Genomic DNA, 19,209 nt, shown 5'->3' with positions numbered 1-19,209 from the left:
GCCAGGTTGCACGAGTTGGTGCCTGTTTCCAAAAAAACGCCCCGTCTGAAGCGGGGCGTTTTTTTGGTTTAACCTGCGAAACCTTTAGCGAAACGCCGGCACCACATGCTTGATAAACAACTCCAGCGACTTCTTCTTCTCTTCATGCGGCAAGCTGTTATCACACCAGAAACTGAACTCATCCACGCCCAGTTACTTGTAGTACTTGATCCGCGGAAGGATCTCTTTGGGCGTATCAGTTTATTTGATAAAAGTTTCAGGCCGGATAATGGGTTGATTTATTCAGGCTATCTATTTATCAGTGTTGATAGGGTTAAGTTGGTGGCGGTGGTTTCTGATTTTAGAAGGCATCACATACCTTGTTTTAGCGTGCCAGTCGAATATCGAGAAAGCCGAATTTCTTCTACGGTTGCGTTTGAGTTGGCGCAGGCACATGTCACGAATCTCGGAAAAATTAGTATAAGTGAACAAGGACAAAAGCCGCCTTTGTTTTGGTCCTTCACGTTGGGATATGATAACGCTGTAGAGAATAAAGCGGGCGGTATAATCATGGTCGATCGTCTCGATGGTCATGTTTGGACTGCTGGAGAATATGAAGAGTATATGTATGATTATAATAATATTTTCTAGGGGTTAAATGGGAACTGACTACATTTAATGTAATTGGTCTGCCTCCCTTTTTTCACAAATCTACTTTAGGCTGTGCGCCTGATGACGCAGGAGCAGGGTTTGCAAAGGTTCCTTGAAAGTCAGAGCGTCAGATGGCCGGAAGTCAACATCTTTATTCGGTGTGACGGTAAGGCAGTTCGATAATAATAATTTACCGCTCACAGGTATCGGTCTGCCTTATGGTTCGGTACTGGGTGTGTACATAGGTGGAGTGGGCGGAAAAGTGTTTGACTTTTATAAGGAGGCGAGCGGTGCGAAATAAAAATATTATTCTAAGGGGGATTATTTTCTTTAGCGTGATCGGATTTGTTTGGTCCGCGTTTCTTCTGGTATCGCTGCTTTTGGTTTTTTTGCTTATGGCAGTTTTGTATCTGTTTTTTGAACCGGATTTCAACATGGTATTCAAGTGGTTTGGGCTGCCTCTTTCAGTTCTTCTGTCAGTGCGTTGGATCTACAAGAACTTTTATAAAGTTAAAGACTATGTGGAGGGGTGAGTGTTTGTTTTCTCTTCTATCAGGGAAAACCAAAGGGGGCATGATCGAATGATCCATGCCCCGCGTGTCCATGGTCCTACAGAAGTATGGGGTCAGCATGAGCCAGCTATCAAAGCTGAACCAGGTTGCCGACGCATGCAGATCTCTTCACTCATCCAATATCTTGATTTTCTGTAGGAAAAATCGGGGACCCCTCAGGGGCAGACCTTGGGGGATCCCTTCAAAGCCATTTAGGCTCTGCGGTTGACGATGTACCTCATCACGCAGAGCTTTCGCCAGTTTATCCTGGTATTCGCTGTTCCTTTTTATGTGCGGTGAGCAGGTACTTCGAGGTGTTCAGAGATGAAAGCAGTTTCTTACTATGATGCGCTACCAGACACTATGACGGCCGAAGACTTGCGCCACGAGTTTTCCAGCATCATCGATAGCATTCCCATTCAGCGCAAGAAAAGAGGCGAGTGTTTACAGGTATTATGGGCGTTGAGTGATCGCCAATGGCACAGTTATACCGTTCTGGAGGAGCCGTTGAAGACGCAGCTCGACACTTTTTTGATTGCTTGCTGGGACGGCTTCGACCTTGCTTGTGTTGGGCTTGCCATTTCGGTCAGCGCAGGGCTTGGGCTTCAGGGCACGCACGATTTTATTTTAAGTCGCAAAGTTGACGAAGTTTCGTTTGAAGTTGCAGAAGCTATCGAAGACGCCATCGCTGAGCTTGGTACAGATGTGAGTGATCCGTATTCAGGCATGCGCCTCAGTGCGGGTGCAGGGTTTAAGCGCAGCAATTGAGTAGGGCGGAACACAGAAAGGCACTGATCTCGTTTAGTAAGCGTTCCGCAAGTTGTGACCCGTCCCTCATTTTGTTTTGGGATGACCAGACAAAGGTATAAAAGAAACATCTATGGACTCGAACATATACGGGCTTTTAAACGATATCCCGGAGCATGCTGATTATGCTGTCGAAGCCGGAGACCTGGATTCAGAGGATATTCCTCAGGAGCGAGTTGACGCCGTTAGGGCATTACTTTGTCGCACACGGGATGATGAAGAGCGGTTCCTGGCCGCGAAGCTTTTGACCCATTGGGGATGCCGAGATGGTTTAATGGCTCTCGAGAAATGTATGGAAAAGCCTGAAAGCATCGAAGGGAATTACTTCCATCGATTGCACGGTTATGACGATACTTATCGTCATATACTTTATGCGCTGACTCAATACTATGCCAATAGGGCCGAACGAGGCCACGCTGAGGTCGCGAGAGCTGAAGTCTTTCCACTTGTCTCGAAAATGATTTTGCTGGCGAACAGTAAACCATTTGAAATAACTGCTGCGCTTGATTTTGCAAAGAGAGAAAGATATCAAGAATATCTACCTCTTATAAAAGACCATCTTCTTTCGATAGTCGATAGTTTTGAAATTCATCGCTGGAAAATTTACGATGCTATTGTGTTTTTACTGAATTTCGATATCGAATTTGTAGAGTCTTTACTGAAGCAAAAGCACAAAACCATCGATGATTTTAAACCGAAGCACGGTGCTTGACCGTTGCGGATCTTGTATGAAATTTGCTGTCGCGGCGACTTTTGAAATCAAGCACCGATAAGGGCGGTTTCCGAAGTGACAGGTCACAATTTTTTAATGTCGAGAAATCTGCTCCAGAAAAGCTCTACTCTGGTATTTAGCGGTCACGCGCAGTCGATCCTTCGGGTTAGAAATATTCTTGTGTCAACTGGGATAGCTCGTGAGATTACGCCTGATTTTTGCTGGATATAAATTGACTCTGACGATGAAGGCCAAATTTTCGGCCGTGTGCCATGAGCAACAGCAGTAGGAGTTGATGTCGACCAGATATAGAAGTGGCTCTGACAAGACAGATTTTTTGAGTCCTGATTTGGTGGTGGGAATATCCCAGAAGATTATTTGCATACAGAACTGAAAAGCCCCGAATTGCTCGGGGCTTTTTGATTTGGGCAACGCACTCAGCAGTGACTCAACGAAACGCCGGCACCACATGCTTGATAAACAACTCCAGCGACTTCTTCTTCTCTTCATGCGGCAAGCTGTTGTCACACCAGAAACTGAACTCATCCACGCCCAGTTCCTGGTAATACTTGATCCGCGGAATGATCTCTTCCGGCGTGCCGATCATCGCCGTCTTGTGCAGGCTTTCCAGCTCAAACTCCGGACGTCCGGCAAACTTCTCTTCCGGGCTCGGCGCGAGGAAGCCGTTGACCGGTGTCTGCTTGTTACCGAACCACGCATCGAAGGTGCGGTAGAAACGTGAGATGGCTTTGGCGCCAACTTGCCAGCCGTCCGGGTTATCAGCGGTGTGCACGTGGGTGTGACGCAGCACCATCAATTGTGGACGCGGAACATCGGGGTTGTTGTCCAGTGCGGTCTGGAATTTGTTCTTCAAGTCGAGGACTTCTTCGTCGCCTTTCATCAATGGCGTGACCATGACGTTGCAGCCGTTGGCGACGGCGAAGTTGTGCGAATCCGGGTCGCGGGCGGCGATCCACATGGGTGGGTTGGGCTTCTGGATCGGTTTCGGCACGCTGGTGGAGGTGGGGAATTTCCAGATATCGCCGTCGTGGGCGTAGTCGCCTTGCCACAGGGCGCGGACCACCGGAACCATTTCGCGCAGGGCCTGGCCGCCGCTGGAGGCGGGCATGCCGCCGGCCATGCGGTCGAATTCAACCTGATAGGCGCCGCGCGCCAGACCGACTTCCATGCGGCCGTTGCTGATCACGTCGAGCAGGGCGCATTCGCCGGCGACGCGTAGCGGGTGCCAGAACGGCGCGATGATGGTGCCGGCGCCGAGGTGGATGGTGGTGGTTTTCGCTGCGAGGTAGGCCAGCAGCGGCATCGGGCTTGGGGAGATGGTGTATTCCATGGCGTGGTGTTCGCCGATCCATACAGTGCTGAAACCGCCAGCCTCGGCCATCAGGGTCAGTTCGGTCAGGTCTTCGAACAGTTGGCGGTGGCTGACGCTTTCGTCCCAGCGTTCCATGTGTACGAACAGGGAAAATTTCATGACGCTACCTCGAGTCTTTTGTAATTGGCCGGTCGTGTGCGGGCCTGTCGAACTGACGTGAACGCTGTGCGCTCGCGAGTCTTCTCACCATTCAAGCACGCCTTCGAGGACGGCTGTTCGGTTGATTGAATATTGGTATACCATAATACGGAATATCCGCAAAATATTTCTGACCGACACTTCGAACAAGGAAGGCGCAAGCAATGAACATAAAACAAAAACTGACTCTGGCGTTTGCGGTAATCGCCAGCCTGCCGGTGTTGCTGGTGGCAGCGCTGATCATCCTCAATGTCCGCGAGGGCGCGCGCGACACCTTTACCGACAGCACCGGGCGCGAAGTGCGTCAGGTGGAAAACGCAATGCAGCTGTTTTTCGAGGGCATCAGCCAGAACGTTGCTTACCTGGCCGAGCATCCGCAACTGCAGAGCATCGACACCAGCCTCAAACGCTACCTGAGCAGCGACGCCGCGCAAGTGCCGCTGGGGCCGCGGGATCAACAGCTGTTCAAGCTGTTCGACGGTCTGGCCAAGGCGCACCCGGCTTACACCTATCTATCTGTTGGCACCGAGCAGGGCGGTTACCTGTTCTGGCCGGGCGATGCGCAACTGGCCAACTACGATCCGCGTACCCGGCCCTGGTACAAAACCGCGATAGCCAATCCCGGTAAAACCCTGCGCACCGAGGCCTATTACTGGGCGGCGGATGACGTGGTGCTGGTGAGCACTGTGCGCAGCTTCAACAACCAGTTGGGCAGCAATGCCGGCGTGGTCAACATCGATGTGTCGCTCAAGCAATTGACCGACCTGGTCAAGCAGATTCGCCTCGGTGAGAGCGGTTATCTGATGCTGATGGAAGCCAACAACACCGTGCTGGTCGACCCGAGTGATCCGGCGCACAACTTCAAGAAACTCAGCGATCTCGGCGACGGTTATCAGCAACTGGCCGAGGCGGGCAAGGGCCTGGTCGAGGTGCAATTGGCCGGCGAGGATTACATGGCGCTGGTCTGGCCTTCGCAAGCGTTGGGCTGGCGGTTTGTCGGCTTGGTCAAGGCGAGCGAAGTGATGGCCGGGGCGACTCGTTTGACCTGGCTGATCGGCGCTATCGCTGTGGTTTGCGCACTGTTGTTTGCAATGGCCGGCGCGTGGTTCGCCGGGCTGATGGTCAAGCCGATTCGTGGTGTCGCCAGCGGACTCGAAGGCATTGCCCAGGGCGAGGGCGATCTGACTGCGCGACTGGAAGTACGCGGGCAGGATGAAACCGCGCAACTGGCGGGCTGGTTCAACCAGTTTCTCGAAGCGATTCGCACGTTGATTCAACGCATCGGCCAGGCAGCCGGGCAGATTCACAGCAGCTCCGGCAGCTCCACCGAGGTCTCGGCGGAAATGGCCGACGTGGCTTCGCGTCAGCGTGAGGCGGTGGACATGGTTTCTACGGCGTTTCACGAAATGGTCGTCACTTCCAACGAGGTCGCACGCTCGTGCAGCCAAGCGGCCGATTCAGCAGACAACGGTCAGCGTCAGGCACACACCGGGCAGCAGCAGATCGATGCGGCTGTGAGCAACGTCGGGCGCTTGAGCCAGGAGATCGGCCACAGTGCCGAGTCGATGCAGCAACTGGAACAGGACAGCAACGACATCCAGTCCATCCTCGGCACGATCCGTTCGATTGCCGAGCAGACTAATCTGCTCGCGCTCAACGCCGCCATCGAAGCCGCGCGCGCCGGTGAACAGGGCAGGGGCTTTGCCGTGGTCGCCGATGAAGTCCGCGCGCTGGCCAAACGCACCTCGGATTCCACCGGTGAGATTGACGCACTGCTGGGCAATCTGGCGCGGCGCACCCATCAGATGGGCAAGCAGATGCACGCCAGCCTTGAGGTGTCACAGGAAACCGTGGTGTCGATCAACGAGGCGCGGGCGAGTTTTGAATTGATTCGTGAGTCGGTCGACGTGATCCGCGACATGAACACCCAGATCGCCACGGCGGCGGAGGAACAGCATCAAGTGGCGGAGGACATCAATCGGCACATCAGCCAGATTCATGGTGATGCGCAGTTGGTGGCGAGCCTGGCGGATTCGACTCGCCAGGATGCGCAGAACCTGACGGCGTTGTCGCAGACGTTGAATCAGTTGGTGAGCCGGTTTAGGACCTGACACGGTAGCCCAGGCAACACCAAAACTTGTGGGAGCGAGCTTGCTCGCGAAGGCGTCGGGTCAGTCAACAATGTAACAACTGACCCATCGCATTCGCGAGCAGGCTCGCTCCCACATGGGATATCCGAGATCTGGTGAAATCACGCCACAACCGGCAACGCACCCATCTTGCCGTGGCAATACACCAGCGGTCCGGCGACCTGCTCGGGGACGATCAGGTTCTTCACCGCGCCGACCATGATCGCGTGGTCGCCACCTTCGTATTCACGCCACAACTCGCACTCGATCACCGCCGTGGCATTGGCGAGGATCGGGTTGCCCAGTTCGCTCAACGTCCACTCGATGCCCTGCGCCTTGTCCTTGCCTTTGCGCGCGAAGGCATAGGCTTCGCTTTGCTGCACGCTGGACAACAGGTGAATCGCAAAGCGTTTGTTCTTGATCAGCACGGGATAGGAGTCGGAGCTGTAGTTGGGGCAGAACAGCACCAGCGCCGGGTCCATCGACAGTGAGCTGAACGCGCTGGCGGTCAGGCCGACGATCTGGCCGTCGTCGTCCAGCGTGGTGATGACGGTAACGCCGGACGGGAACGAGCCCATGACTTGTTTGTAAATGGCAGCATCGATCATTGGGTGGTCCTCGGGTGGTGTGACGCAATTTTTTATGGCCTGTAAGTATGATGGTATACCGTAATACATATCTTGCAAGAGCTTTTCTGGTGAACCGATAAACGTGCCACTTTCGTCGGAAACTCAGTGTTTACGGGGCTTTCAGCTAGCCGGTCAGGGGTGGGATCAGCGAGGATAGCGGATCAGACAGCGACAGAATCAGCGGATCAGGCTTGTGCAAAGTTTGGAATACCATAATATGGTCTGCATCTGAGGGGCGACCCAAGAGTCCTCCCGGTTTGGCTTCATACAAAGATAAAAACAGACAAACTCGAGTTCATGCATATGTCCCAGATGTCCCGGCAAGATCCGTTGATCGAGAATCATACGGTCGATTACGTCCCACTCGCGGAACGCCACGGGAAGGCCCGCGATCTGTTCACTCTTTGGTTCAGCACCAACATCGCGCCACTGCCCATCGTCACCGGCGCCATGGTGGTCCAGGTGTTCCACCTCAATCTGTTCTGGGGGCTGCTGGCGATTGCGCTGGGGCACATGATCGGCGGCGTGGTGATTGCGCTGGCCTCGGCGCAGGGTCCGCGCATGGGCATTCCGCAAATGGTCCAGAGTCGCGGTCAGTTCGGTCGTTATGGCGCACTGCTGATCGTGTTCTTCGCGGCGCTCATCTACATCGGTTTCTTCATTTCCAACATCGTGCTGGCCGGCAAATCCATCGTCGGCATTGCGCCGTCAGTACCGGCGCCGCTGAGCATTCTGATCGGAGCGCTGGCTGCTACGGCGATCGGTGTGATCGGCTACAACTTCATCCACACCCTCAACCGCATCGGCACCTGGGTGATGGGCGGCGCGTTGCTCGCCGGATTCATCTACATCTTCGCCCATGACTTGCCGGCAGACTTCCTGACACGCGGCAGTTTCAATCTCTCCGGCTGGCTGGCGACGGTGTCGCTGGGGATCATCTGGCAGATCAGCTTCTCGCCGTACGTCTCCGACTATTCGCGTTATCTGCCAGCAGACATCGGCATCGCCAAACCCTTCTGGGCGACGTATCTGGGTGCGACGCTGGGCACGATTCTGTCGTTCAGTTTTGGCGCGGTGGCGGTACTGGCGACGCCGGAAGGCACTGAAGCGATGGCAGCGGTCAAGCAGTCCACCGGCTGGCTGGGGCCGATTCTGATGGTGCTGTTTCTGCTCAACATCATCAGCCACAACGCGCTGAATCTGTACGGCGCGGTGTTGTCGATCATCACCTCGATTCAGACCTTTGCCAGCCAGTGGACGCCGAGCATCAAGGTGCGCGTGGTGCTGTCGAGCGTGATCCTGGCCGGATGCTGCGTGGTCGCCCTCGGTGCCTCGGCGGATTTCATTTCCGAATTCATCGGACTGATTCTCGCGTTGTTGCTGGTGCTGGTGCCGTGGGCGTCGATCAACCTGATCGATTTCTATCTGATCAAGCGCGGTAACTACGACATCGCCTCGATCTTCCGCGCTGACGGCGGGATTTACGGGCGCTTCAACCTGCACGCGATCATTGCCTATTTCATCGGCATCATCGTGCAGCTGCCGTTTGCCAACACCTCGCTGTACGTGGGGCCGTACGCCAACTTGGTGGAAGGTGCCGACCTGTCCTGGCTGGTCGGTCTGGTGGTAACGGTGCCGCTGTATTACTGCCTCGCAACCCGTGGTCAGGCGCAGCAGAGCAGGGCGGCCAGGCTCGGCTATACCGACTGATCCCAACGGCAACACAGCAATGCCCGGCCCAGTGCCGGGCATTTTTGTGTGCGTATCTCGGCGGTCAAGCAAATTGGCCATATCGATCCCCTTTTGGCCTGCCGCCTACTGTCATCGCGCTACGCTGTCAGCAAGAATCGAAACCATAACAACAGGCTCGACCTTTTTTGCCCTTGGCTATCGTTACAGCCACTGCCGTGTACAGAACATAAAAACCATCGATCTCACGTCGCATTCGGGGAAACAACCATGGTCACGATCAAACGCATTCTGGGCGCCACCGTGTGTGGCTTGACGCTGCTGGCCAGCGCCGTCCAGGCCGAGCAGCGCGAACTGCGGGTGTACAACTGGGCGGATTACATCCTGCCGTCAGTGCCCAAGGACTTCGCCGAGCAAAGCAAGATCAAAGTGACCTGGGACACCTTCGACACCAACGAATCCCTGGAAGCGAAACTGCTCACCGGCAACTCCGGTTACGACCTGGTGGTGCCGTCCAATCAGTTCATCGAAACCCAGATCAAGGCCGGCGTGTTCCAGAAACTCGACAAGTCGAAATTGCCGAACTGGAAGCACCAGGATCCGGCCCTGCTCAAATTGCTCGACGCCAACGACCCCGGCAACCAGTACGGCGTGCCGTACATGTACGGCACCGTGCTGATCGGCTTCAACCCGGCCAAGGTCAAGGCCGCCCTGGGCGAAAACGCGCCGGTGGACAGTTGGGATCTGGTGTTCAAGCCCGAGAACATGGAAAAGCTCAAGGCCTGTGGCGTGGCGATGCTCGATTCGCCGTCGGAGATCCTGCCGCTGGCCCTGCATTACCTCGGCCTCGATCCGAACAGCCAGAACCCGGCGGACTATGAAAAGGCCAAGGCCTTGATGATGAAGATTCGCCCGTACGTGACCTACTTCAACTCGGCCAAGTACATGACCGACATTGCCAACGGCGACATCTGCGTGGCGATCGGTTATTCCGGCAGCTTCTACCAGTTCGGCAATCGCGCCAAAGAGGCGGGCAATGGCGTGGTGGTCGACTGGCGTTTGCCGAAGGAGGGCGCGCCGATCTGGTTCGACACGTTCGCCATTCCGAAGAGCGCGAAGAACGTCGCCGAGGCCCACGAATTCCTCAACCACTTGCTCGACCCGAAAGTGATCGCACCGATCAGCGATTTTCTCGGTTACCCAAATGCCAACAAGGACTCGATGCCGCTGGTCAACAAGGACATCACCGACAACCCCAACCTGACCCCGACCAGCGAAGCGCTGAAAACCCTGTATGTGGTGCAGCCGTTGCCGCAGAAAATGGAGCGGGTGCGCACGCGGGTGTGGACCAGTATCAAATCCGATAAATAAGAGCATCGCACTTCAAATGTGGGAGCGAGCCTGCTCGCGAAAGCGGGGTGTCATTCAACTCCTATGTTGAATGATCCGGCGTATTCGCGAGCAGGCTCGCTCCCACAGGTAGGGTTGTGTGGTGTCATTCGGTGCGGCGTTCAGCCTCGCGGCTGGTCGCCAGACTCAACAGCACCGACCCTAGAATCACCGACCCGACGATTGCCAGCGACCATTCCACCGGCATGTGGAACCACGGCATCAGCACCATCTTGCCGCCGATGAACACCAGTACGATCGCCAAGCCATACTTGAGCAGGTGAAAGCGATCAGCCATGTCCGCCAGCAGGAAGTACAGCGCGCGCAGGCCCATGATCGCGAAGATGTTCGAGGTGAAGACAATGAACGGGTCGGTGGTGACGGCGAAGATCGCCGGGATGCTGTCGACCGCGAACATCAGGTCGCTGGCCTCGATCAGCACCAGCACCAGGAACATCGGTGTTGCCCAGCGAACGCCGTTCTGCAGGATGAAAAACTTCTCGCCGTGAAAGCCACTGGTGATGCGCATATGCCCGCGAACCCAGCGCAGTATCGGATTCTTTTCCAGATCCGGTTGATGATCAGCGAACACCAGCATCTTGATCCCGGTGATGATCAGGAACACACCGAAGGCATACAGCAGCCATTCGAACTGCGACACCAGCCACACCCCGGCAAAAATCATGATCGCGCGCATGACAATCGCGCCGAGCACGCCGTACAGCAGCACCCGCCGCTGCAATTCCGGTGGCACGGCGAAGTAGCTGAAGATCATCACGAAGATGAACATGTTGTCGATCGACAGGGACTGCTCGATCAGATAACCGGTGAGAAATTCCAGGGTTTTCTGTCGGGCGATTTCACTGCCGAATTCGCCATGCAGATACCACCAGAGCAACCCGGCGAAGCTCAGCGCCAACAGGCACCAGGCAACCACCCAGGCCGACGCTTCCCGCACCGACACCCGGTGCGCCTTGCGCCCACCGAAGACAAACAGGTCCAGGGCCAGCATGGCCAGAACGAAGATGATGAAGGCACCCCACATCCAGGGTTCGCCGATGTTGATGTTCGTGGCAGGCATGGCACGCTCCCCTGTCTTTTTATTTGCAGCAAGCACATCTCCTGTGGGAGCGAGCCTGCTCGCGAATGCGATGGAACAGCGAAGTTGAGGTTGCTGACCCACCGCGTTCGCGAGCAGGCTCGCTCCCACAGGGATCATCTTCTCTTCTCGATCAAAGTCAGACGGGGCCATGCTAGCGACGGATCTGGAGCAAAGAAAAATCGTTTATTTCTGACTGACAGTTCGGCAAAAACGAAGTATCAGCGGAAAAACTCTCCCGGCGTTTCGCCGAACTGCTGACGAAACGCGGCGATAAACGCCGAGGTCGAGTCGTATCCACAAGCCAGTGCAACGTCGGTCACACGCTCACCTTTCTCCAGCGGCGTTAGAGCTCCGAGCAAGCGCAGGCGCTGGCGCCAGGCGCGGAAGGTCAGACCGGTGTCGCGCAAAAACAGGCGCGTCAGAGTCTTTTCGGTGATGCTGAATTTTTCGCTCCAGTGGCTCAGCGTGGTCTGCTGTTCCGGGTGTTGCTCCAGGCTCTGATAGATCTGCTTCAGGCGCGGGTCTTGCGGCAGCGGCAGCATCAAGTCGATGGTCGGCGCGTCGGCCAATTGATCAAGGATCACCTGGGCCAAGCGTCCGTCAGGGCCGCTTTCGTCGTATTCCACTGGCACCTGACTGAAGGCGCGGATCAACTCCCTGAGCAAATCGCTGACGCCGAGCACATGGCAATGCTCAGCCGCCCAACCGGTGACGCTGCTGTCGATGTACAGGCTGCGCATTTCCGTATGCGGTGCGCTGAACACCCGGTGCGGCACGCCGGCCGGAATCCACACCGCACGCTCCGGCGGCGCGACGAAACGGCCAGCGCTGGTCTGCACTTCGAGGACGCCTTGAATCGCGTAGGACAACTGCACCCACGGATGACTGTGGCGGCGGGTGAGGGCGCGGTTGGGCAGAGATTCAATGCGTCCATACACGGGGCGCGGCAGGCTCGGCAGCCCGGGAACACTGCGGCGGACGCTTTTGGCATGTCCTTTAGGCGGCATCTTGCGGCTCTTCGGCGTTAGTCGGTAATTGCCAGTCACGTTAGAGTCGTTCGCACGCACTGGCAACCTTCGGATGAACCGCATGACTCGCCCACGTTTTTTGCCCGATAACTTCACCCTGACCTTGATCGGCGTCGTCTTGCTGGCGAGCTTCCTGCCCGCCAGCGGCCAGGTCGCAGTCGGCTTCGGCTGGCTGACCAACATCGCCATCGCCCTGCTGTTCTTCCTGCACGGCGCCAAGCTGTCGCGCGAATCGATCATCGCCGGCGCTGGCCACTGGCGTCTGCATCTGCTGGTGTTCGGGCTTACCTTCGTGCTCTTCCCGATTCTCGGTCTGGCGCTCAAACCACTGTTGTCACCGCTGATCGGTGATCAGCTGTACATGGGCATGCTCTATCTGTGCGCATTACCGGCCACCGTGCAGTCGGCGATCGCGTTCACTTCGCTGGCGCGAGGCAATATTCCGGCGGCGATCTGCAGTGCGGCGGCTTCCAGTCTGTTCGGGATTTTTCTGACGCCGCTGCTGGTAACGCTGCTGCTCAACGTTCACGGTGACGGCGGTTCGACTCTCGATGCGATCGTGAAGATCAGCGTGCAATTGCTCCTGCCATTCATTGCCGGGCAGATCGCCCGTCGCTGGATCGGCGCGTGGGTGGGGCGCAACAAGAACTGGCTGAAATTCGTTGATCAGGGCTCGATTCTGCTGGTGGTGTACGGCGCATTCAGCGAGGCGGTCAACGAAGGCATCTGGCAGCAGATTCCGTTGTTCGAGTTGCTCGGCCTGGTGGTGGTCTGCTGCATCCTGCTGACGTCGGTTCTGGTGGCATCAATTCTGTTGAGCAAAGCCTTCGGCTTCAATCAGGAAGACCGCATCACCATCCTGTTCTGCGGCTCGAAAAAGAGCCTGGCCACCGGCGTGCCGATGGCGCAGGTACTCTTTGCCGGCAGCACCATCGGCGTGCTGATTCTACCGCTGATGCTGTTCCATCAGATTCAACTGATGGTCTGCGCGGTGCTGGCGCAGCGCTATGCCAAGCGGCCGGAGTCGGTGCCGGATCTGATGGCGCAGGTTGATCCGTAAAAGGGTTCACAGCCCCGAATACTTGACCGCCGCTGCCGCTCGCGTCGGCACGTCCAGCGTGCGCAACAACGAAGACACATGGATCCTCACCGTGAACGGCGAAATATCCAGTTCACGGGCGATTTCCTTGTTGGTCTTGCCTTGCGCAATCAACCGCAGCACGTCCTGCTGACGCGGCGTCAGCGTCGTCGCGGTTTCCAGCGGCAACAAGCCGGACGGCGCCGACTTCACCAGCACCTCACCTTCACGGATCGCCAGAATTGCCTGGTCGATTTCATCCGGCGCAATGTTCTTGCCGATAAAACCGTCAATGCCCGCCGCCATGACTTCACTGATCAGCGTCTGATCGTCAACCATCGACACCACGATCAGCGTGGTGCGCGGCAATCGTCTTCGCAAGTCGGCGAGTTGAGTGATGCAGGTCAGTCCGGGAAAACGCAGATCGAGCATCAGCGTGTCCGGCTCGTCGCCCTGTGACAGCAGCTTGAGCACCGCGTCGAAGTCGCCGGCCTCGCAGGTATCCGCATCGGGCAGCAAGCGCTGCACGGTGCGCAGCATCGCCTCGCGAAACAGCGGGTGATCGTCGGCTATGATGATCCGGCACGTCATGACGCGACCCTCCCTGGGTCAGGCGTGATTCAAGGCCTGCACCTTAGCACTGGACGCGAAGGTTGCCTGTAGGCTGCTTCCGAAACTGACGATTGCTGCACAAGGACGTTTACCATGAAGTTCGAAAAAAATACCGAACTCGACCAGGCCAACCTGCGCATTATCATCGCTGCCATTGCGGTGGTTTACATGGTCGTGCTGGGTTTTCTGCCGGGCCATCGCTTCGATACCTACCTGCCGGTCATCACTTACATTGTCTTGTTTCTGCTGGCTTCGATCGCGTTCCGCCAAGCCATTGCGCGTTGGCCCGGGCATTATCCGGCGCGGCGGATTTTTGCCATGGTCCACGATTACACCGGCACCTGTTTTGGACTGGTGATCGGCGGCGAAGCGGCGCTGCCGTTGTATGCGGTGATGGTCTGGGTCAATCTCGGCAACGGCATGCGCTACGGCTCGCGCTATCTGGCAATCGCCACCGGCCTTGCATTGGTGGCGCTGCTGGTGGTCTATCGCCTGACGCCGTATTGGCAGGCGCAGCCGTTCATGGTGCTGATGCTGCTGATCACCAGCACGGTGATTCCGTTTTATGCGCACTTGCTGCTTGAGCGCACGCGCAAGGCGTCGGAAGAAGCGCTGGCGGCTAACCTGGAAAAGTCGCGGTTTCTGGCGCAGGCCAGTCATGACTTGCGTCAGCCGATTCATTCCATCGGTCTGTTTACCGCGTGTCTGCGAGAGTCGCGCCTGGGCGATGACGAGCGGCGGCTGGTCGATAACATCGACCGCTCGCTGCTTAACGTTTCGCAATTGTTCCGCTCGATTCTCGACCTCTACACCCTCGATAACGGTCGGGTTGAAGCGAAAATGCAAACGCTGAATCTTGGTGAATGGCTTGCGGATCTGATACGCCAACACCAGGAAGCGGCCCGTTGGGCAGGCGTCGAGCTGCGGCTGCGACCGTGCAACCACTGGGTCAGAACCGACCCGGCGCTGCTCGCGACCATGGTGCAGAACGTGCTCTCCAACTGCTTCAAATACGGCGCGCAACGTCCCGTGCTGATCGGCGTGCGTAAACGTGGGGCAGGGCTGGCCATCGTCATCCATGACCGTGGCAACGGCATTGCCGAAGAGCATCTGCACAAGGTCTTCGAGGAGTTTTATCGGGTACGGCAAGTGCGCGACAAAGATGTCGAGGGCGTCGGGCTGGGCCTGTCGATCATCAAGCGTCTTGGTGAACTGATCGATGTGCACGTTGCTCTGCGTTCACGGTTGGGACGCGGCACCGCTGTGACGCTTGCGGGGTTGCCGATCGTGGCGGCGCCGCAGTCACCGGTGGTTCGCAGTGAAGCGCGGCAGGCAGGTTTGTTGACCGGGCTGAAGGTGTGTCTGGTCGAGGATGACCGCAACGTGTTGCTCGCGACTTCGGCGTTGCTCGAACGCTGGGGCTGCGTGGTGCAGGCCGAGTGGTCAGCTGAAGGCCTGGTCACCGACTGCGACATCATCGTCGCCGACTATGACCTCGGCACCCACGCCACGGGTATCGAATGCATCGATGAAGTGCGCAGGCAGCGCGGCTGGGCCGTGCCGGCGATGATCATCACCGGGCATGACGTCGAGAAGATTCAGGCTGCCTTGCATGACCGGCAGATTGCGATTCTGTCGAAACCTGTGCGCCCGGCCGAGTTACGCGCGACGCTGCGCGCCCTGCGTGATCGACAAGGCGCAGCGGTTGAACAGATGCTGTAAAGGCCGATGTAAACGGGCGGCTCAGAAGCTCGCCCGTTATTTCGCGGCGATTATTGTGGGCTGTTGAACTGGTCGGAATAGCTGCCGGTCATCAGCGCCGATGCCACGCGATCAGAACCGACTCCGACCCGGGAGTAGGCCACTCGGTTGACGCCGGTGCGGTCGGCCCCATCCGCTGCCAATGCTCCGGCACCGACACGATCAGCGCCATCGGCAGCCACTGCGCCAGCGCCGACACGATCAGCGCCATCGGCAGCCACTGCGCCAGCGCCGACACGATCAGCACCATCGGCAGCCACCGCGCCCGCGCCGACGCGATCAGCACCATCGGCAGCGACTGCACCTGCGCCGACACGATCAGCGCCATCGGCAGCCACTGCGCCAGCGCCGACACGATCAGCGCCATCGGCAGCCACCGCGCCGGCACCGACACGATCAGCGCCATCGGCAGCCACCGCGCCGGCACCGACACGATCAGCGCCATCGGCAGCCACCGCGCCGGCACCGACACGATCAGCGCCATCGGCAGCCACCGCGCCGGCACCGACACGATCGGCGCCATCGGCAGCCACTGCGCCGGCGCCAACATGATCAGCCCCATCCGAAGCCAACACCTGCGGTTGCGCCGCCAAGACATTCGGCACCACAATGCTGGCCGCTACCGCAAGAAGCACGCCTGACAACAACTTGTATTTCATGGTTTTCTCCACGACCCGTTGCCAAACAGCGATCAATCGCGCGCGATGCATACAGACGCCACGACTCACTGGCTTGGGTTCTACCTGGTTGGCGAAAGGCACGGGCACACCGAACGGCGTGCGGGTGTCGAGATAATTTTGATCGAGCCGATTGAGTATAGGATCGGCCTCGGGAACTGCCACGGCAGAAAGATCGACGGACAAAAAAAGACGAAGCCCGCATTGCGCGGGCTTCTTTGGGTGGAGCTGTTTACATTCTTGCCAGTGCCTGAGCCAGATCGGCGCGCAGGTCTTCAACGTCTTCAACTCCGACCGACAACCTCACCAAGCCATCGCCAATACCAAGCTTGGCGCGCGTCTCCGGTGGAATCGTCGCGTGGGTCATGATCGCCGGATGCTCGATCAAGCTTTCCACGCCACCGAGGCTTTCGGCCAACGCAAAGATCTTCACGTTTTCCAGAAAGCGCCGCGCACCGGCCAGGTCGCTGTTCAGATCGACGGAAATCATCCCGCCAAAGCCACGCATCTGCCGCTTGGCCAGTTCGTGCTGCGGGTGCGACTCAAGGCCCGGATAGTAGACGCGCTTGACCTGCGGTTGCTGCTCGAGCCACTGCGCCAGATCCAGGGCGTTGCTGCAATGACGTTCCATGCGCAGCGCCAAAGTCTTCACCCCGCGCAGGGTGAGGAATGCATCGAACGGCCCGGAAATCGCCCCGACGGCGTTTTGCAGGAAACCGAGTTTTTCCGCCAGTGCGGCGTTCTGCCCGACCACGGCAATGCCGCCGATCACGTCGGAGTGGCCGTTGAGGTATTTGGTGGTCGAGTGCAGGACGATGTCGAAACCCAGCTCCAGTGGGCGCTGGATGTAGGGGCTGGCGAAGGTGTTGTCGGCCACGCAGATGATCCCCCGCGCGCGGCAGATGCGCGCGATCGCGGCCAGATCCGACAGGCTCAGCAGCGGGTTGGTCGGGGTTTCGACCATGACCATGCGCGTGTCGTCCTGCAGCGAGGCTTCGAACGCCGACAGATCGGTCAGGTCGACGAAGCTGAAACGGTGCCCGGCGCTGCGCTGGCGAACCTTGTCGAACAGGCGGAAGGTGCCGCCGTACAAGTCATTGCCGGAAACGATGTGCGAGCCGGCGTCGAGCAGTTCCAACACCGTGGAAATCGCCGCCAGCCCTGAGGCGAAGGCGAACGCTCGGGTGCCGCCTTCAAGGTCCGCAATGCAGCGCTCCAGGGCGAAACGCGTCGGGTTGTGCGAGCGGCCGTAGTCGAACCCCTTGTGCACGCCGGGGCTGTCTTGCAGATAAGTCGAGTTGGCATAGATCGGCGGCATCAGCGCGCCGGTGGTCGGGTCCGGCTCCTGCCCGGCGTGGATCACCCGGGTGGCGAAGCCTTGGGATTTATCGTCGTGCTGACTCATGCAAGGGATCTCCGTAATTGGTTGAGCATGTCGGTGCGGGTAATCAGGCCATGGAAGCTGGAACCGTCAGCGATGATCGCGACGAGGCCACGGCTGAGCACCGCTTCCAGCTCGGCCAGGGTCGCAGCCGGGGCGAGGGTTTGCAGTTTGTCGGTCATCACGCTGGACACCGACTGGCTGAAGCGCGCGGCATCTTCGTGGACGCCGAGGAGGATGTCGGACTCGTCGATCACGCCCACCAGTTGCTTGCCTTCGACCAGCACCGGCAGTTGCGAAACATCCGCCAGACGCATGCGCTGAAACGCAGTGAGCAGGGTGTCGTCAGGGCCGACGCTGATCACCCGGCCGTCCTCGAAACGCCGTGCGATCAAGTCGCGCAAGTCGCCGTAGCCTTTGCGTTGCAACAGGCCTTGATCGGTCATCCACTGGTCGTTGTAGACCTTCGACAGGTACCGCGTGCCGGTGTCGCAGACGAAGCTGACCACGCGTTTCGGCTCGGTCTGTTCGCGGCAATAACGCAGCGCGGCAGCGAACAGTGTGCCGGTCGATGAGCCGCCGAGAATGCCCTCGGCCTTGAGCAACTGGCGCGCGTGATCGAAGCTTTCCGCGTCGCTGATCGAGTAGGCGTGACGCACGCTGGAGAGGTCGGTGATCGACGGAATGAAGTCTTCGCCGATGCCCTCGACTGCCCACGAACCGGGCGTCGGCAAGGTACCGTCGCGGCTGTATTGCGCCATCACCGAGCCGATCGGATCGGCGAGGACCATTTCCAGATCCGGTTGCACGCGCTTGAAGAAACGACTCAGCCCGGTCAGCGTGCCGGCCGATCCGACGCCGACGACGATGGCGTCCAGATCATGTTCGGTCTGCGCCCAGATTTCCGGCGCGGTGCTGCATTCATGGGCCAGCGGGTTGGCGGGATTGTTGAATTGGTCGGCGAAAAATGCGCCGGGAATGTCCTTGGCCAAACGCGCGGCGACGTCCTGGTAATACTCGGGATGGCCCTTGCCGACGTCAGAACGAGTGATGTGCACTTCGGCGCCCATGGCCTTCAAGTGCAGGACCTTCTCGGTGGACATCTTGTCCGGTACCACCAGCACTACGCGATAGCCTTTGGCGCGACCGACCAGCGCCAGACCCAGACCGGTATTGCCGGCAGTGGCCTCGACAATCGTCCCGCCCGGTTGCAGGCGACCGTCACGTTCGGCAGCGTCGATCATCGCCAGACCGATACGGTCCTTGATCGAGCCGCCGGGGTTCTGCGATTCAAGTTTGAGAAACAGCGTGCACGGTCCGGTATCGAAGCGGGTGACCTGCACCAGCGGAGTATTGCCTATCAGCCCAAGCACGGCAGGGCGTGATTCCTTCGACATTTCTTCACCTCTTTATGGTGTTGATCGCGTTCCAATCGCGGGGAAAAGACTCGCGTGCAACTTAGGCGCAGACATCCTCTCTCGCAACCTCTAATCCTTGGAAAAT

At 58.0% G+C, this 19,209-nt stretch carries 15 protein-coding genes and 2 pseudogenes; 8 read left to right on the top strand and 9 right to left on the bottom strand.

Going from position 1 to position 19,209, the window contains the following annotated elements:
- Window positions 1-84 precede the first annotated feature (84 nt).
- Window positions 85-234 (bottom strand): annotated as a pseudogene (locus AB4N73_RS10250) (LLM class flavin-dependent oxidoreductase); the annotation flags it as partial.
- A gap of 1,271 nt (window positions 235-1,505) precedes the next feature.
- Here AB4N73_RS10250 and AB4N73_RS10245 point away from each other — a divergent pair.
- Together AB4N73_RS10245 and AB4N73_RS10240 are read left to right on the top strand one after the other, a co-directional pair.
- Window positions 1,506-1,949, top strand: a complete 444-nt coding sequence (locus AB4N73_RS10245) for a hypothetical protein (protein ID WP_460143379.1) — start codon at window positions 1,506-1,508, stop codon at window positions 1,947-1,949.
- Between the two features lie 112 nt (window positions 1,950-2,061).
- A complete protein-coding gene (locus tag AB4N73_RS10240; protein WP_460143378.1) occupies window positions 2,062-2,700 on the top strand; it encodes a hypothetical protein in 639 nt (212 codons plus the stop codon).
- A gap of 448 nt (window positions 2,701-3,148) precedes the next feature.
- On the opposite strand, the gene AB4N73_RS10235 is transcribed toward AB4N73_RS10240, so the two are convergent.
- Window positions 3,149-4,192, bottom strand: coding sequence for an LLM class flavin-dependent oxidoreductase (locus AB4N73_RS10235; protein ID WP_122602394.1), 1,044 nt, complete (start codon window positions 4,190-4,192; stop codon window positions 3,149-3,151).
- Window positions 4,193-4,395: 203 nt separating this feature from the next.
- Here AB4N73_RS10235 and AB4N73_RS10230 point away from each other — a divergent pair.
- Together AB4N73_RS10230 and AB4N73_RS10225 are read left to right on the top strand one after the other, a co-directional pair.
- A pseudogene (locus AB4N73_RS10230) lies at window positions 4,396-5,436 on the top strand (cache domain-containing protein); the annotation flags it as partial.
- A gap of 138 nt (window positions 5,437-5,574) precedes the next feature.
- Entirely contained in the window at window positions 5,575-6,342 is a 768-nt protein-coding gene (locus tag AB4N73_RS10225) for a methyl-accepting chemotaxis protein (protein ID WP_460143589.1), read from the top strand.
- A gap of 140 nt (window positions 6,343-6,482) precedes the next feature.
- Here the strand turns inward: AB4N73_RS10225 and AB4N73_RS10220 are convergent, their stop codons facing one another.
- On the bottom strand, window positions 6,483-6,968 hold the full coding sequence (locus AB4N73_RS10220; RefSeq protein ID WP_016775037.1) for a flavin reductase family protein: 486 nt from the start codon (window positions 6,966-6,968) through the stop codon (window positions 6,483-6,485).
- Window positions 6,969-7,292: 324 nt separating this feature from the next.
- Here AB4N73_RS10220 and AB4N73_RS10215 point away from each other — a divergent pair, with 324 nt between their 5' ends.
- Window positions 7,293-8,699 (top strand): purine-cytosine permease family protein, encoded by a 1,407-nt coding sequence (locus AB4N73_RS10215; RefSeq protein WP_016775036.1) that lies wholly within the window; start codon window positions 7,293-7,295, stop codon window positions 8,697-8,699.
- A gap of 249 nt (window positions 8,700-8,948) precedes the next feature.
- Window positions 8,949-10,049 (top strand): polyamine ABC transporter substrate-binding protein, encoded by a 1,101-nt coding sequence (locus tag AB4N73_RS10210; RefSeq protein ID WP_460061718.1) that lies wholly within the window; start codon window positions 8,949-8,951, stop codon window positions 10,047-10,049.
- 124 nt (window positions 10,050-10,173) lie between these two features.
- Here the strand turns inward: AB4N73_RS10210 and AB4N73_RS10205 are convergent, their stop codons facing one another.
- On the bottom strand, window positions 10,174-11,148 hold the full coding sequence (locus AB4N73_RS10205) for a TerC family protein (RefSeq protein WP_150635069.1): 975 nt from the start codon (window positions 11,146-11,148) through the stop codon (window positions 10,174-10,176).
- A gap of 239 nt (window positions 11,149-11,387) precedes the next feature.
- Window positions 11,388-12,176, bottom strand: a complete 789-nt coding sequence (locus tag AB4N73_RS10200) for an AraC family transcriptional regulator (RefSeq protein ID WP_150635070.1) — start codon at window positions 12,174-12,176, stop codon at window positions 11,388-11,390.
- A gap of 82 nt (window positions 12,177-12,258) precedes the next feature.
- On the opposite strand from AB4N73_RS10200, the gene AB4N73_RS10195 reads away from it, so the two are divergent.
- Window positions 12,259-13,257, top strand: a complete 999-nt coding sequence (locus AB4N73_RS10195; protein ID WP_460143377.1) for a bile acid:sodium symporter family protein — start codon at window positions 12,259-12,261, stop codon at window positions 13,255-13,257.
- A 6-nt stretch (window positions 13,258-13,263) separates the two neighbouring features.
- On the opposite strand, the gene AB4N73_RS10190 is transcribed toward AB4N73_RS10195, so the two are convergent.
- On the bottom strand, window positions 13,264-13,866 hold the full coding sequence (locus tag AB4N73_RS10190; protein WP_460143376.1) for a LuxR C-terminal-related transcriptional regulator: 603 nt from the start codon (window positions 13,864-13,866) through the stop codon (window positions 13,264-13,266).
- Between the two features lie 114 nt (window positions 13,867-13,980).
- Between AB4N73_RS10190 and AB4N73_RS10185 the strand changes: the two genes are divergently transcribed.
- Window positions 13,981-15,609 carry an ATP-binding response regulator gene (locus tag AB4N73_RS10185; protein WP_305380938.1) on the top strand — a complete coding sequence of 543 codons (1,629 nt, stop codon included), beginning with the start codon at window positions 13,981-13,983 and terminating at the stop codon, window positions 15,607-15,609.
- Window positions 15,610-15,659: 50 nt separating this feature from the next.
- Here the strand turns inward: AB4N73_RS10185 and AB4N73_RS10180 are convergent, their stop codons facing one another.
- The 3 genes from AB4N73_RS10180 to AB4N73_RS10170 form a co-directional block, all read right to left on the bottom strand.
- The gene (locus AB4N73_RS10180) at window positions 15,660-16,307 is read right to left on the bottom strand and encodes a hypothetical protein (RefSeq protein ID WP_460143375.1); all 648 of its coding nucleotides are present in this window, start codon (window positions 16,305-16,307) and stop codon (window positions 15,660-15,662) included.
- 250 nt (window positions 16,308-16,557) lie between these two features.
- Complete coding sequence (locus tag AB4N73_RS10175) at window positions 16,558-17,730, bottom strand: cystathionine gamma-synthase (protein WP_460143374.1); 1,173 nt, start codon at window positions 17,728-17,730, stop codon at window positions 16,558-16,560.
- Window positions 17,727-19,103 carry a pyridoxal-phosphate dependent enzyme gene (locus AB4N73_RS10170; protein ID WP_460143373.1) on the bottom strand — a complete coding sequence of 459 codons (1,377 nt, stop codon included), beginning with the start codon at window positions 19,101-19,103 and terminating at the stop codon, window positions 17,727-17,729. Before AB4N73_RS10170 ends, AB4N73_RS10175 begins: the two co-directional genes overlap by 4 nt.
- Between the last annotated feature and the right edge of the window lie 106 nt (window positions 19,104-19,209).

This window comes from Pseudomonas sp. S3_B08, assembly GCF_054667725.1.
Note: the sequence above shows the minus strand (reverse complement) of the source record. Positions and strands in the feature narration are given on the sequence as shown.

Bases quoted from the DNA above. Each gene is read 5' to 3' on its own strand.
- AB4N73_RS10195 (WP_460143377.1), top strand. From the start codon at position 12,259: ATGACTCGCCCACGTTTTTTGCCCGATAACTTCACCCTGACCTTGATC.
- AB4N73_RS10210 (WP_460061718.1), top strand. From the start codon at position 8,949: ATGGTCACGATCAAACGCATTCTGGGCGCCACCGTGTGTGGCTTGACG.
- AB4N73_RS10205 (WP_150635069.1), bottom strand. From the start codon at position 11,148: ATGCCTGCCACGAACATCAACATCGGCGAACCCTGGATGTGGGGTGCC.
- AB4N73_RS10175 (WP_460143374.1), bottom strand. From the start codon at position 17,730: ATGAGTCAGCACGACGATAAATCCCAAGGCTTCGCCACCCGGGTGATC.
- AB4N73_RS10185 (WP_305380938.1), top strand. From the start codon at position 13,981: ATGAAGTTCGAAAAAAATACCGAACTCGACCAGGCCAACCTGCGCATT.
- AB4N73_RS10180 (WP_460143375.1), bottom strand. From the start codon at position 16,307: ATGAAATACAAGTTGTTGTCAGGCGTGCTTCTTGCGGTAGCGGCCAGC.
- AB4N73_RS10170 (WP_460143373.1), bottom strand. From the start codon at position 19,103: ATGTCGAAGGAATCACGCCCTGCCGTGCTTGGGCTGATAGGCAATACT.
- AB4N73_RS10220 (WP_016775037.1), bottom strand. From the start codon at position 6,968: ATGATCGATGCTGCCATTTACAAACAAGTCATGGGCTCGTTCCCGTCC.
- AB4N73_RS10245 (WP_460143379.1), top strand. From the start codon at position 1,506: ATGAAAGCAGTTTCTTACTATGATGCGCTACCAGACACTATGACGGCC.
- AB4N73_RS10225 (WP_460143589.1), top strand. From the start codon at position 5,575: ATGGCCGACGTGGCTTCGCGTCAGCGTGAGGCGGTGGACATGGTTTCT.
- AB4N73_RS10240 (WP_460143378.1), top strand. From the start codon at position 2,062: ATGGACTCGAACATATACGGGCTTTTAAACGATATCCCGGAGCATGCT.
- AB4N73_RS10235 (WP_122602394.1), bottom strand. From the start codon at position 4,192: ATGAAATTTTCCCTGTTCGTACACATGGAACGCTGGGACGAAAGCGTC.
- AB4N73_RS10215 (WP_016775036.1), top strand. From the start codon at position 7,293: ATGTCCCAGATGTCCCGGCAAGATCCGTTGATCGAGAATCATACGGTC.
- AB4N73_RS10190 (WP_460143376.1), bottom strand. From the start codon at position 13,866: ATGACGTGCCGGATCATCATAGCCGACGATCACCCGCTGTTTCGCGAG.
- AB4N73_RS10200 (WP_150635070.1), bottom strand. From the start codon at position 12,176: ATGCCGCCTAAAGGACATGCCAAAAGCGTCCGCCGCAGTGTTCCCGGG.